This window comes from Pseudomonas tructae (assembly GCF_004214895.1).
In the GTDB taxonomy this organism is placed as follows: domain Bacteria; phylum Pseudomonadota; class Gammaproteobacteria; order Pseudomonadales; family Pseudomonadaceae; genus Aquipseudomonas; species Aquipseudomonas tructae.
The window spans coordinates 1,295,142-1,307,500 of record NZ_CP035952.1 but is presented as its reverse complement, the minus strand read 5'-3'; the positions used below and the strand labels follow the sequence as shown (position 1 = coordinate 1,307,500).

The 12,359-nt window shown below is 62.3% G+C and carries 13 protein-coding genes (1 of these 13 only partly in view); 7 read left to right on the top strand and 6 right to left on the bottom strand.

Going from position 1 to position 12,359, the window contains the following annotated elements; genetic code table 11:
• The 5 genes from EXN22_RS05960 to EXN22_RS05940 all read left to right on the top strand — a co-directional run.
• Positions 1–353, top strand: the 3' portion of a protein-coding gene (locus EXN22_RS05960) for a GNAT family N-acetyltransferase (protein ID WP_130263196.1). Its footprint begins 142 nt before the window's first position; only the last 353 of its 495 coding nucleotides appear in the window; the start codon falls outside the window, past its left edge; it ends in the stop codon at positions 351–353.
• 136 nt (positions 354–489) lie between these two features.
• A complete protein-coding gene (locus EXN22_RS05955) occupies positions 490–1,155 on the top strand; it encodes a hypothetical protein (protein WP_130263195.1) in 666 nt (221 codons plus the stop codon).
• Between the two features lie 96 nt (positions 1,156–1,251).
• Entirely contained in the window at positions 1,252–1,761 is a 510-nt protein-coding gene (locus EXN22_RS05950) for a sigma-70 family RNA polymerase sigma factor (protein WP_130263194.1), read from the top strand.
• Positions 1,758–2,750 (top strand): FecR domain-containing protein, encoded by a 993-nt coding sequence (locus EXN22_RS05945; RefSeq protein ID WP_165392187.1) that lies wholly within the window; start codon positions 1,758–1,760, stop codon positions 2,748–2,750. The genes EXN22_RS05950 and EXN22_RS05945 overlap by 4 nt, the downstream gene beginning before the upstream one ends.
• A gap of 113 nt (positions 2,751–2,863) precedes the next feature.
• The gene (locus tag EXN22_RS05940; protein WP_130263193.1) at positions 2,864–5,407 is read left to right on the top strand and encodes a TonB-dependent siderophore receptor; all 2,544 of its coding nucleotides are present in this window, start codon (positions 2,864–2,866) and stop codon (positions 5,405–5,407) included.
• Here the strand turns inward: EXN22_RS05940 and phnE are convergent, their stop codons facing one another.
• The 4 genes from phnE to EXN22_RS05920 are packed head-to-tail and all read right to left on the bottom strand — an operon-like array spanning position 5,408 to position 8,638.
• On the bottom strand, positions 5,408–6,175 hold the full coding sequence (gene phnE, locus EXN22_RS05935; RefSeq protein WP_130263192.1) for a phosphonate ABC transporter, permease protein PhnE: 768 nt from the start codon (positions 6,173–6,175) through the stop codon (positions 5,408–5,410).
• Positions 6,172–6,999 carry a PhnE/PtxC family ABC transporter permease gene (locus EXN22_RS05930; protein WP_130263191.1) on the bottom strand — a complete coding sequence of 276 codons (828 nt, stop codon included), beginning with the start codon at positions 6,997–6,999 and terminating at the stop codon, positions 6,172–6,174. Before EXN22_RS05930 ends, phnE begins: the two co-directional genes overlap by 4 nt.
• Positions 6,993–7,787, bottom strand: coding sequence for a phosphonate ABC transporter ATP-binding protein (locus EXN22_RS05925; RefSeq protein ID WP_130263190.1), 795 nt, complete (start codon positions 7,785–7,787; stop codon positions 6,993–6,995). The genes EXN22_RS05930 and EXN22_RS05925 overlap by 7 nt, the downstream gene beginning before the upstream one ends.
• Positions 7,784–8,638, bottom strand: coding sequence for a putative selenate ABC transporter substrate-binding protein (locus tag EXN22_RS05920; RefSeq protein ID WP_130263189.1), 855 nt, complete (start codon positions 8,636–8,638; stop codon positions 7,784–7,786). Before EXN22_RS05920 ends, EXN22_RS05925 begins: the two co-directional genes overlap by 4 nt.
• Before the next feature lie 123 nt (positions 8,639–8,761).
• Between EXN22_RS05920 and selD the strand changes: the two genes are divergently transcribed.
• Positions 8,762–9,796 carry a selenide, water dikinase SelD gene (selD, locus tag EXN22_RS05915; RefSeq protein WP_130263188.1) on the top strand — a complete coding sequence of 345 codons (1,035 nt, stop codon included), beginning with the start codon at positions 8,762–8,764 and terminating at the stop codon, positions 9,794–9,796.
• A complete protein-coding gene (gene mnmH / locus EXN22_RS05910) occupies positions 9,796–10,899 on the top strand; it encodes a tRNA 2-selenouridine(34) synthase MnmH (protein ID WP_130263187.1) in 1,104 nt (367 codons plus the stop codon). Before selD ends, mnmH begins: the two co-directional genes overlap by 1 nt.
• Here the strand turns inward: mnmH and EXN22_RS05905 are convergent, their stop codons facing one another.
• Together EXN22_RS05905 and EXN22_RS05900 are read right to left on the bottom strand one after the other, a co-directional pair.
• On the bottom strand, positions 10,900–11,283 hold the full coding sequence (locus tag EXN22_RS05905; RefSeq protein ID WP_130263186.1) for a lysozyme inhibitor LprI family protein: 384 nt from the start codon (positions 11,281–11,283) through the stop codon (positions 10,900–10,902). It abuts the gene before it with no gap.
• 86 nt (positions 11,284–11,369) lie between these two features.
• A complete protein-coding gene (locus EXN22_RS05900) occupies positions 11,370–12,269 on the bottom strand; it encodes a LysR family transcriptional regulator (RefSeq protein ID WP_130263185.1) in 900 nt (299 codons plus the stop codon).
• Positions 12,270–12,359 lie beyond the last annotated feature (90 nt).

Below are 12,359 nucleotides of genomic sequence, written 5' to 3'. Positions count from 1 at the left end.
AGCGCAGCGGCTCGACTGTGATTGAAGGCGATGGTGTGCTTCTGGCCTTTGCCAACTTCTATAAAGCCGAGCAGGGTGGCGTCTGCGCCCTCGGCAATGTGGTGGTGGCTCCCGCCGCCCGCGGCCATGGCGTGGCGCGCTACCTGGTGCAGAGCATGATCGAGCTGGCACGTCGCCAGTTCGAGGCTCGCGAGGTGCAGGTATCGTGTTTCAACAGCAACACCGCCGGGCTTCTGCTCTATCCACAGCTGGGCTTTGAACCCTTCGCCATCGAGGAACGCCAGGGGCCCGGAGGTATTCGGGTGGCGCTGGTGCAGATGAAGCAGGCATTTGTAGTCGATGAGCTGAAATGACGCTTGAACCCGCGGCGGCGCCCGGTCTTCTGGATCCGCTGCACGAGATTCACCGCTTGCCACAAGCCAAAGCCCAGTGAGGATTTGCCCAGTTCGGCCGTTATCCTCAAGGTAACCCCCTGTACCCGAGGTAACGATGTTTCAACAATGGAACGAAATGCTGCAGTTCTACAAACGCAGCCGCCCGAACTATTGGCATGCCATCCGCAACAATCCACTGGCACCACACCTGTTGCCGACCTGGCTGGTGGTGCTGGCAACCATCCTGGTGGCCAGCGCCTCGTTCAGCGTGCAACAGCACCCGCTGGGCCCGGTTACGGTCATGTTCAGTACCAGCCTGTGTATGTGGGCGCTGTTACTGGCCCGCGAGTATTTTGTCGCCGAGCAGTTCAAAAGCCTCTATCAACGCCACGCCATCGCCAGCCAGCCACTGCTGCAGCGCGAAAGTTACCTGCGCTATGCGCATTTCCTGCAGATGCTGGAACAGAACGCTGTCAGCTCGGCCCAGGCGGCCGAGATCGCGACATTCGCGAAGATTTCCGAGAACCCGCCCAAATCCTTGAACCTGACCCAGAATGCGATGTTCGTGGCGATCATGACCTTCCTCGCCACCATTGCCGCCGAGAAGGCCAAGCTGACCGCGTTGTGGAAGTTCGGCACAGGCAACCTGGTCATCTTGCTGACCTTCGCCGTGTTGCTGCTGCTATGGCTGGGGCTGACCGTGGTGCGTGATCATCTGCATTACAAGGAACGGATCATCCGCTACCTGGAATGGGCCAGCCATGACCTGCCCAGGCCCTGATCAACACGCAGGTCTGCATTGAGCAATTGCATCCGCCCTCCGGCCTCCAGTAGCATTGAGAACAATTATCAATAACACACTGGCGCCAGCACCTCCATGGATACGCCCAAGTCTTGGCAGCGGGATGTCGAACACCTTTATCTCGAGTACAACGGCTGGCTACGCAATTGGCTGCGCAAGCGCTTGAGCGAAAGCGCCGATGCCGACGATCTGGCGCAAGACACCTTCTTGCGGGTGATGCGCACGCATCAGCCACTCAACGAGTTGCGCCAGCCCCTGGCGTACCTGGCCACCATCGCCAATGGCCTGCTGGTCAATCGCTGGCGGCGTCAGGCGGTGGAGCGGGCTTATATTGAAGCCTTGGCGGCGCAGCCCGAAGCCGTGGCCTTGTCGGCCGAAGACCAGTACCTGCTGATTGAAACCCTGGTGGAAGTCGATGCGCTGCTGCACGGCCTGTCGCCGCGGGCGCGGGAGATTTTCCTGTTGTCGCAACTCGATGGCCTGACCTACCGGCAGATCGCCGCGCAACTGGGCCTGAGCATCGACCAAGTGCAAAAGTCCATGAGCAAGGCCTTTGCCTTGTGTTACGCCAGCCAGTTCGAATGAACCCCATGCCGGCCCAGGAGCCGCCGATTCCAGCAGCCATTCGTGATCAGGCCATTGCCTGGTTCACCCTGGCCCAGTCAGGTGAGATGTCTACGCAGGAGCACCTGCACTTGCAGCAATGGCGCCAGGCTGATCCGGATCACGAACGCGCCTGGCAACGCCTGGCGGGTATTCCCCGACAGTTGCAGCAACAGGCCCAGTTGCTCAACTCTCCGGTCGCCCGCAATGCCCTGCAGCAAACCCGCACGGTCAACCGCGACCGTCGGCAGTTGCTCAAAGCCCTTGCCGGCCTTGGCCTATTCGGCGCCAGTGCCTGGCAAGCCCGCGACAGCCTGTGGCTGCAAGGCGCGCTGGCCGACTACCGCACCGGCACCGGCGAGCGCCAACACCACACCCTGGCCGACGGCACGCAGATCTGGCTCAACACCCGCACGGCCCTTGATGTGCGCTTCAGCGCCACTGAACGGCAACTGCTGTTGCGCCAGGGCGAGCTCGACATTCTCAGCAGCCAGGACACCGCCGGCAGGCCATTGCAGGTGTACACCGCCGAGGCACGGCTGCGCCCTCTGGGTACCCGCTTTATGGTGCGCAGCGATAACAATGGTAGCGGCACCCTGCTGGCAGTCAGCAGTGGCCAGGTCGCAGCCATGCCGATCAGCGAGGTGGGCGAGCAGGTTATCCACAGTGGCCAGCAAACGCGCATCGACCGGTTCGGCGTAGCCACGCCACAGGCCCTGGACCCGAACGCCAGTGCCTGGATCGATGGTCTGATCGTTGCCCAGCGCATGCGCCTGGGTGATTTCATTGCCCAGCTGTCGCGCTACCACGTCGGCATCTTGCGCTGCGATCCGGCAGTGGCTGGCCTGTACCTGACCGGATCCTTCCCGCTCAACGATATCGAGCGCATCTTCACCCTGCTGGAAAAGAGCCTGCCCGTGCACCTGCAACGCCGTACCCCGTACTGGATCACGGTGACCGCACGAGCCTGAAAAACGGTCGATAAAAAAATCAAAAAAAAGCGGCAGGTTTCTCATTCTCGTTTGGCTTTAGAGGAAATCCCCGCCAATTACGCGCGGGCCCACTTCTGAACCCGGTATTCGTCATGATTCTGCGCCCCCATCCGCTGGCCCGTGCCATCGCTACCACCCGTGCTTCCCGGCTCAGCCTGGTGCTGATCAGCGGCTTGAGCCTAAGCGCACTTGCCGTGCCCGGAACCTGGGCCGCCGAGTCGCACCCGCAAGCCGCAGTGGACTTCAGCATCGCCTCAGGGCCACTGGATCAGGTACTTGGCCAGTTCGGCCGGCAGGCCGGCATTGCCCTGTCCACCGATGCCCGCCTCACGGCCGGCAAAGTCAGCGCGGGATTGAGCGGGCAATTCACGGCTGACGATGGCCTGGCACGCGTCCTTGCCGGGAGCGGCTATCGCGCCGAACAGCAAGCCGACGGCAGCTACCTGCTGGTGCCCCAGGCCAGCACCGGCGCGGTGCTGGAGCTGGGTGCGACGACCATTCAAGGCCAGGGCATGGGCGAGGCCACCGAGAACTCCGGCTCCTACACCACCGGCCTGACCAGCGTCGGCTCCAAGACCCCGACCAGCCTCAGGGACACGCCCCAGTCGGTCTCGGTGATCAGCCAGCAGGCCATCGAAGACCTGCGCATGACCAACCTGTCCGATGCCATGAAACGCACGCCCGGTATCACCGTGAAGAACGGCAACTTCCGCCTGCCCAAGTTTGTCTCGCGTGGCTTTGGTATCGACAACATCCAGATCGACGGCGCCGCACCGATGGATATCGGCTCGGGCATCGGCACTTTCTATGGCGACAAAATCTACGACCTGGCCGAGTTCGACCATGTCGAGATTCTGCGCGGCTCTTCCGGCCTGCTCGGCGGCACCGGCGACCCCGGTGGCATCATCAACCTGGTACGCAAGCGTCCGCTCGACCAGTACCAGCTCAAGCTCAACACTTCGGCCGGCTCCTGGGACAACTACCGCAGCGAGGTCGACGTCACCGGCCCGCTTGGCTTTGACGGCAAGCTGCGCGGGCGAATGGTCGCCGCCTATAGCGATCGCCAGTACTTCTTCGACACCCGCAGCACCGAGAAGCCACTGATCTACGGCATCCTCGAAGCTGACTTGACCGATGACACGATGATCACTGTCGGCGGTAGCTACGAAAAAACCCACGAAAACGGCACAGGCGACGGCCTGCCACGTTACAGCAGCGGGGGTGACGTCAAGTTGCCACGCCACAGTTGGTACACCACCAATCAGGCCTACATGGACGGCTACGCTCGCGAACTGTTCGCCAAGCTCGACCATAGGTTCAACGATAACTGGAAGCTCAACAGCTCCTACACCTACTCCTATGACACCTCGAACACCGAAGGGATCATTCCCTACGGATCAGTGGATGAAACCACCAATACCGGCCCTTACTGGTGGGGCAGTTATGTCGAGTCGTGGAGCAAGCAGTCGGTGTTCGACGTCAACCTTTCCGGGACCTTCCAGGCCCTGGGCCGCGAACATGAACTGCTGGTGGGTGCCGACTACCAGAAGGTCACCAGCCGCTGGCGTGCTGCCCACGGCATGCTCGGCAAAGGGGGCCTGATCGACCTCTGGGACCCGCAGTCGACGCCCTTGAGCTCGAACGCGTCCGATCATGATTTCTGGCGCGACTACAGCCCCAACACCCGCGAGCAATATGGCCTGTACTCAACGCTTAGGCTCCAGATCAGCGACCCACTGAAGCTGATCGTCGGCGCCCGTGCCCAACGCTACAAATACGAACAGGCCTACCAGTCCAAGAGTAACGATGTCTGGCGCTATGAATCGCAAATCAGCCATCGCGAGCCGACCAAAGTGGTGCCCTACGGTGGTTTGATCTATGCCTTGAACGATCAATGGTCGGCTTATGCAAGCTACGCCGAAGTATTCAAACCCCAGGCGCAAAAGCTCAAAGGGCCTGAAGGCAACAGTTCAGCAGTGGAGGCCATGACCGGCAAGACTTACGAAACCGGACTCAAGGGCGAACTGTTCGGCGGCGCACTGAACCTGACAACCGCGCTGTTCTATACCAAGCGTGAACACGAAGCGATCAACGACCCTGCCTACCCACGGGCCCCCTTCAGCTATAGCGGTGCTTGCTGTTTCATCGGCCAGGGCAAGGTGATCAGCAAGGGCATCGATATCGAGGCCAGCGGCGAGGTGCTGCCCGGGCTGGAAGTGATCGCCGGGTACACCCTCAACCTGATGGACAACCAGACCGAACAGAGCGACTACACCAGCATCACGCCCAAGCATCTGTTCAAGCTGTGGTCGGTGTATACCCTGCCCAACGACTGGTCGGCCTGGCGAGTTGGCGGCGGGGTGAACATCCAGAGCAGCAACTTCGTCAAAGGCACCGCCTACGACTTTGATGCGAAGGGTAACGCGATCAACGAGAAGCCTTACGACTTCACCCAGAGCGGCTATGCGGTGTACGACGCGATGGTTGAGTACAAGGTCGACGAACACTGGACCGTCGCCCTCAACGGCAACAACCTGTTTGATCGGCGTTACTACGCGACGGTCGGCACCTCGGAGTACGGCAACTACTATGGTGAGCCGCGCAATTACATGCTGACGTTGCGCGGGGCATTCTGATCACGCCCGCACAAAGCGCTGCCGGAGCACCTCACTCAAGGCATCCACCAGCAACACCAGCACCAGCATGGCGATGATCACCGTGCTGGCCCGGGCTTCCTGAAACAGGCTCAAGGTGGTGTAGAGCATCTGCCCCAGGCCGCCGGCGCCGACAAAGCCGAGCACGCTGGCCATGCGGATGTTGTTTTCCCAGCGGTACAGGCTGTAGGCAAGCAGCTGCGGCCAGAGGTTGGGCAAGGTGCCGAAGCAGAACGCAGTGACCTGGCTTGCGCCTTGCAGGCGAATGGCCGCAGCCGGTTCTGGCGGCGCGTTTTCCAGCGCTTCGGCGAACAGCCGGCCAAGTACGCCCGAGGTGTGCAAGGCCAGGGCCAGCGTGCCGGCATTGGGCCCAAGGCCTGCGGCCAGAACGGTCAAGGCCGCCCACACCAGCTCCGGAATCGCCCGCAAGGCGTTGAGCAACAAGCGCGCCGCCCCCTGCAACGGCCAACCGAAACGCCCGGCGGCCGGCAAGGCCAGCAACAGGCCGAGGACTACCGCAAGCAAGGTACCCAGGCCAGACATGGCCAGGGTTTCCACTGCACCTGTGGCCACTGCACGCAGATGCTCGGGGCTCAAGTCAGGGCTGAAAAATCGCAGGGCGTAGACGCCCATTTGCCCCATCCCGCCGTCGCCAAACAGCGCCTGCAGGTCAAGGCTCAGGTAGGCAAACGAACTCACCACCGCCACCAGCAGTGCCAGCAGCAGCGCGACATTGCCCAGCCGCCTCATGCCAACCTCCCGCGCAACAGGCGGCTGAGCTGGTCGGCCAGCCAGACCAGCAGCAGGAACGCCAGCAACATGCTCGCCACCTCGGCACCGGCGAACATGCGCATGGACAAGTCGATCTGCTGCCCCAGGCCACCCGCGCCAACAAAGCCCATGACCACCGAAGCGCGGATCGCGCACTCCCAGCGATACACCGTATACGACACAAGCTCTGGCGCCGCATCCGGCAAGATGCCGTAGAAGAAAGCGCTCAGTCGGCTGCTACCGGCCTGCAGCAGGGCATGGGCCGGGCGCTGGTTGACCGACTCGAAAATCTCCGCATAGACCTTGCCGAGCATGCCGCTGTAGGTGATGGCAATTGCCAGCACGCCGGCAGTCGGGCCCAGGCCCACCGCGCGGACGAACAACAGCGCCCAGACGATCTCCGGCACGCTGCGCGAAAAGATCAACAGGCCGCGCACCGGCAGGCGCAAGGTCCGCGACCAGAAGCCCAGCCGCCCGCCTCGGGAGGCGGCGCGCAACGACAGCGCGCGACTGGCCAGCAGGCTGGCCGGAATCGCCAGGAGCAAAGCCAGGGTCATGCCTGCGGTGGCCACGGCCAGGGTCTGCAAGGTGGCTTCGAGCAATAGGGCGAGAAAGTCCGGGTCATGGGCCGGCGGCCAGAAGGCGCTGACGAAGTTGCCCATTTCGCGGCGGCTATCCGCCTGCAGCAGTACGCCGGGGCTCAGTTCGCTAAGCTGGATGCCCGGCCACACCAGGGCAAGCGCCAACAGACTCAGCAGCAGTCTCGGTAGCGCCGCCGGGTCGCGGACATGGGTGTTCAGCATCGGGGAATCTGCAGGTGCAGGTCCAGCAACGGCAGTGCTGGTGAAACCAGCTGCTCGTTGGCATACAGCGCATCGAGCATTGCTTTGCAGACTTCAGCAGCCGGCCGGTCGAACACCACCTGCCCTTCGCGAAGGCCGATCACCCGGGGGAAATGCGCCAGCGCCAGTTCCACCGCGTGCAGGCTGGCGACCAGGGTGACACCGCGCTCGCTGGCGTGCTGGTTGAGGGTTTTCAGGCTGTGTTCGGCCAGCACCGGGTCCATCGCTGAAACGGGCTCGTCAGCCAGCAGAATCTGCGGTTGCTGATATAGCGCCCGGGCGATGCCGACGCGCTGCAATTGCCCGCCGGACAGTTGCCCGCACTGCACGAAAATCTTCTCGGCCATGCCCAGCCCCGCCAGTACTTCACGCACACCGGGAATGTCCGACGGGTGTAGCAAATTGAGTAGCCCACGCAGGGTGCTCCACTGCCCCAGGCGCCCGGCCAGCACCGCTGTTACCACTCGTTGCCGAGGGGGAAGCGGCGGTGCCTGATGGATCAGGCCAATACGTGCACGCAGGTGCTGGCGCGCCCGGGCAGATAACCGCCACGGCGCTTCATCGAGCAGCTCGACAGTGCCGCTACTCGGTTGGTTGGCCGTGGCGATCAGCTGCAACAGGCTCGATTTGCCCGCGCCCGACGGGCCGATGATCGCAACTCGCTCGCCGGCCGCAATCTGCAGATCCACCCCGTGCAAGGCCTGGACCTGACCATGGCGCAGGCTGGCGCCGGTCAAACGGATGCTCATTTGAGCAGGTCGGCGGCGCGCGCGGCTTCTTCGATGCCCTTGTAGTTGTCCGGTCTGGTTTCAATGAAGCGACTGGCGGCTTGCAGGTCAAGGATTGCCTTGTCGGCCGGTTTGGCCGGATCAAGATCAAGGAAGGCCTGCTTGATCTTGTCCTTGAGTGCCGGGTCGAGACTGCCGCGCACCGTCCAGTTGTAGTCGTAATAGCTTGGAGTGGTGGCGAACACCTTGACCTTGTTGGTGTCGACCTTGCCCGAGGCGACCAGTTTGTCCCAGACGCTGGCATTGAGGACGCCAGCATCGACCTTGCCAGCCTGAACCCAGGCGGCCGTTGCATCATGGGCGCCGGAATAGGCAACGCGGCTGAAGTAGTCTTCAGGCTTGATGTTGTTGTCCTTGAGCATGAAGTAGCGCGGCATCAGGCTACCGGAGGTGGACGAAATCGAGCCAAAGGCGAAGGTCTTGCCCTTGAGGTCGGCCAGGCTCTTTACGTCCGGGTTGGCGGTGATGAATTTGCTGGTGAACCTGGCGTCCTGCTCACGCTGCACCAGCGGCGTGGCGGTAGGGCTCTTCAGGTGCACCTGAACGAAGGTGAAACCACCCAGCCAGGCCATGTCCAGGCGATCGGTGGCCAACGCCTCGACCACCGCCGGGTAGTCGGCCACCGGCACGAACTCGACCTTCATACCAAGCCTCTGCTCAAGGTATTCACCCAGCGGCTTGAACTTGCGCAGCAGCTCGGTCGGCGCCTCGTCAGGGATGGCGCTGACCCGCAGGGTATCGGCCGCCTGGGCCAGGTAGGACGAGCAGGACAGCAGGAGGCCGGCGAACAGCGTCAGGGGACGTTTGAGCATGGGGACTCTCCGGTTCAATAGCGGGGAATGGGCCGTGGGCGGGCCCGCCCGGAAATTATAAGAGGCATCGGCGCAAAGACCAGCTTTGCTACACTCGGGCCTTCCGGATTTTTCGAGGTGCGTATGAGCGAGCCGATTCGCCTGACCCAGTACAGCCATGGCGCCGGTTGTGGCTGCAAGATCTCTCCGAAGATGCTCGAGGTGATTCTTGCCGACAGCGGTACCCAAGCCCTGGACCCCAAACTCTGGGTCGGCAACGCCTCGCGCGATGACGCGGCAGTCTATGCCCTGGATGACGAGCGCGGTGTGGTTTCGACCACCGACTTCTTCATGCCCATCGTCGACGATCCTTATGACTTTGGCCGCATCGCCGCCACCAATGCCATCAGCGACATCTATGCCATGGGCGGCGACCCGCTGATGGCCATCGCCATTCTCGGCTGGCCGATCAATGTGCTGGCCCCTGAAGTTGCCCGCGAAGTAATCCGTGGCGGTCGCGCTGTTTGCGCCGAGGCAGGTATTCCACTGGCTGGCGGCCATTCCATCGACGCACCCGAACCGATTTTCGGTCTGGCCGTGACTGGCGTGGTGCAAAAACGCCACATGAAGCGCAACGACACCGCCACCGTCGGCTGCCGCCTGTACCTGACCAAGCCGCTGGGCATCGGCATCCTCACCACCGCCGAGAAAAAAGCCAAGTTGCGCGAACAGGACAAGGGCCTGGCCCGCGACTGGATGTGCACCCTGAACACCCCCGGCAGCCGCTTCGGCAAGCTGGCCGGGGTCAAGGCCATGACTGACGTCACCGGTTTCGGCCTGCTTGGCCATCTGGTGGAACTGGCCGATGGCAGCGCGCTGAGCGCCCGCCTGAACTACAACGCCGTGCCGCGCCTGCCGAGCGTCGAACACTACCTGGCCGAGGGCTGTGTGCCCGGCGGCACCCTGCGTAATTTCGACAGTTACGGCGAAAAGATCAAGCCGTTGAGCGACGAGCAAAAGCACCTGCTGTGCGACCCGCAAACCAGCGGTGGCCTGCTGGTGGCGGTAACCCCTGAAGGTGAAGCAGAGTTTCTCGCCGCCGCCGCCGAACTGGGCCTGAACCTGGCACCGATTGGCGAGCTGGTCGAGCGACAGAGCCATGCAGTTGAGGTGTTTTGATGCGTGACAACTGCACCGACTACCGCCAGCTGTTTCTCAATGATGTAGCCATGATGGACATGCGCGCCCCGGTTGAATTTACCAAGGGCGCATTCCCCAACGTCATCAACCTGCCGCTGATGAATGACCTTGAGCGGCAAAAGGTCGGCACCTGCTACAAACATCACGGCCAGCAGGCCGCCATCGCCCTCGGCCATCAACTGGTCAGCGGCCAGCTCAAGGATCAACGCATTGCCGCCTGGGCCGCCTTCGCCCGGGCCAACCCCGAGGGTTACCTCTATTGTTTTCGTGGCGGCCTGCGCTCGCAGATCGCCCAGCAGTGGCTCAAGACTGACGTTGGTATCCACTACCCCAAAGTGGTCGGTGGCTACAAAGCCATGCGTAACTTCCTGCTCCATACCACTGAGCAAGCGGTGGCCGAATGCGACTTCGTGCTGATCGGCGGATTCACCGGCACCGGCAAGACCCACGTGCTGCAACGGCTCGATAACGCTGTTGACCTGGAGGGCCACGCCAATCACCGCGGCTCCAGTTTCGGCAAGCGCGCCACCGGCCAGCCGACGCAGATCGATTTCGAAAACCACCTGGCCATCGATGTGCTGAAAAAGCGCGCACGCGGTGTCGAGCAGTTCGTGCTGGAAGATGAAGGCCGCATCGTCGGCAGTTGCACGCTGCCGCTGGAGCTGTACCAGGGCATGCAACGCTATCCGCTGGTGTGGCTGGAAGACAGTTTTGACAACCGGGTCGAGCGGATTCTCGGCGATTACGTCATTGACCTCAGCGCCGAGTTTGTCGCCCTGCACGGTGATGAACATGGCCTGCGGCTGTTTGCCCAACGGCTTACCCAGAGCATGGCCAACATCCTCAAGCGCCTCGGTGGCGAGCGCTATCAGCGGCTGTCGGCATTGCTTGAGCAAGCGCTGCAAGAGCAATTGCGCAGCGCTGCGGTGGACCTGCACCGCGCCTGGATCTGCGGCCTGCTCAATGAGTATTACGACCCGATGTATGCCTACCACCGCGACAGCAAGGCTGAGCGAATCGAATTTGCCGGGAATCAGCGCGAGGTGCTTGAGTACCTGCGTGCCCGGGCTGTCCGCACCTGATCAGGGTTCGAGCAGTCTCTGTAATTCGTCGGCCCGCGCCTTGGTGCTGCTCAGTAGGCATCCTGCGCCATTGAGTTGATCGACAGTACCGCCGGTGAGGCTGTAATACAGGTTGCAGTTGGCGTCGCGGTACTTGATCCACGCCCGCTGGGCTTCACGCAACTGAGTTTGCTGCGGCTCTTGGAGGCCGGCCATGGCTTTTTTGTAGGCACTGTTGAGGCGACTGTCCTGATGCTTGATCTCGGCACCGTTGCAGTTGTTCATGGCCAGGGTGGATCCGGCGGTTTTCATGCAGGCGCTGTAAGTCGGGGAGTATTCGTCCTGGGCCTGGGCAGCCGTTGAAATGACAGTGAGCAAAGCAATTGTCAGAAGGGGGTAATTCATGAGGCGGGCTCCTTGGTTGATTGGCTCACAATGCAAGGCTTGGCGGGCGATAACAATGGTCAGGAGTTCCTTGCAACCCATCACAATCATTGGCACGCCTGCAGCACCTTCTCGCGCAACCAGCGATGCCCCGCCTCCCCTTCACGGCGTTGATGCCAGACCTGTTGAAAGGCAAACGGCCGGATAGGTAACGGAGGCGCAAACCTGCGCAGGCGTGAATCGGGCTTGCTGCTGTCCAGGCTGCGCCGGGCCACGGTAAGGATCAGGTCGGTCCTGGCAATCACTTCCTGGGCAGCCGCCCAATGCGGCATGGCCAGCACTACCCGTCGCTGGGCGCCGATCGCCTTGAGGGCCAGATCAATCTCGTTGTCGACACCCGGGCGCACTGCCACCAGCACATGCGGCCGCGCCAACCAGTCTTCCAGGCTCAGCGCACCCCGCGCCGGCAAACTGCTGCGGTCGGCAATACAGGTAAAGCGCTCCTCGAACAGGGTCTGCGCGCGCAGTTCAGCCGCCAGTTCAGGGAACACCGCCAGCGCCAGATCGGCCTCGCCATCGAACAATTGACCGAGCATGGCCTCGCGGCTGCCCTGCGAGACGATCAGGTCAATGCCCGGCGCCTCTTCGCGCAGCACCCGCATCAACCCTGGCAACACCACCCGAGCGCCGTAGTCCGACATCGCCAGGCGAAAACTGCGCTGCGCACGACGCGGGTCGAAGCCTGGGCTACCCAATAGGCCATCCAGTTGTTCCAGCGCCTGCTGCAACGGCTCGATCAACGCCTGCGCCCGCGCGGTAACCTGCAAGCGCCCACCGCGACGTACCAGCAACGGGTCGCCGAACAATTCGCGCAGTTGCGCCAGGGCGTGACTGACCGCCGGCTGGCTGCGGTGCAGGCGCAAGGCCGCACGCGAGACATGCTGCTCGGCCAGCAGGGCATGCAAGGTCAACAACAGGTTGAGGTCGATTCGGCGCAAGTCATCCATCAGGCGAATAATTCCTGTGCATCATTCGAATTTCCATTATTGGGATGGATAATAAAGACTTTGGCAAGCCACTTTTCCAGGAGCCTTGCC

What these genes read in the sequence shown, in the direction of transcription:
- EXN22_RS05950 (WP_130263194.1), top strand. Translation starts at nt 1,252, where the DNA reads ATGGATACGCCCAAGTCTTGGCAGCGGGATGTCGAACACCTTTATCTC.
- EXN22_RS05930 (WP_130263191.1), bottom strand. Translation starts at nt 6,999, where the DNA reads ATGCTGAACACCCATGTCCGCGACCCGGCGGCGCTACCGAGACTGCTG.
- selD (WP_130263188.1), top strand. Translation starts at nt 8,762, where the DNA reads ATGAGCGAGCCGATTCGCCTGACCCAGTACAGCCATGGCGCCGGTTGT.
- EXN22_RS05940 (WP_130263193.1), top strand. Translation starts at nt 2,864, where the DNA reads ATGATTCTGCGCCCCCATCCGCTGGCCCGTGCCATCGCTACCACCCGT.
- EXN22_RS05945 (WP_165392187.1), top strand. Translation starts at nt 1,758, where the DNA reads ATGAACCCCATGCCGGCCCAGGAGCCGCCGATTCCAGCAGCCATTCGT.
- phnE (WP_130263192.1), bottom strand. Translation starts at nt 6,175, where the DNA reads ATGAGGCGGCTGGGCAATGTCGCGCTGCTGCTGGCACTGCTGGTGGCG.
- EXN22_RS05925 (WP_130263190.1), bottom strand. Translation starts at nt 7,787, where the DNA reads ATGAGCATCCGTTTGACCGGCGCCAGCCTGCGCCATGGTCAGGTCCAG.
- EXN22_RS05905 (WP_130263186.1), bottom strand. Translation starts at nt 11,283, where the DNA reads ATGAATTACCCCCTTCTGACAATTGCTTTGCTCACTGTCATTTCAACG.
- EXN22_RS05900 (WP_130263185.1), bottom strand. Translation starts at nt 12,269, where the DNA reads ATGGATGACTTGCGCCGAATCGACCTCAACCTGTTGTTGACCTTGCAT.
- mnmH (WP_130263187.1), top strand. Translation starts at nt 9,796, where the DNA reads ATGCGTGACAACTGCACCGACTACCGCCAGCTGTTTCTCAATGATGTA.
- EXN22_RS05920 (WP_130263189.1), bottom strand. Translation starts at nt 8,638, where the DNA reads ATGCTCAAACGTCCCCTGACGCTGTTCGCCGGCCTCCTGCTGTCCTGC.
- EXN22_RS05955 (WP_130263195.1), top strand. Translation starts at nt 490, where the DNA reads ATGTTTCAACAATGGAACGAAATGCTGCAGTTCTACAAACGCAGCCGC.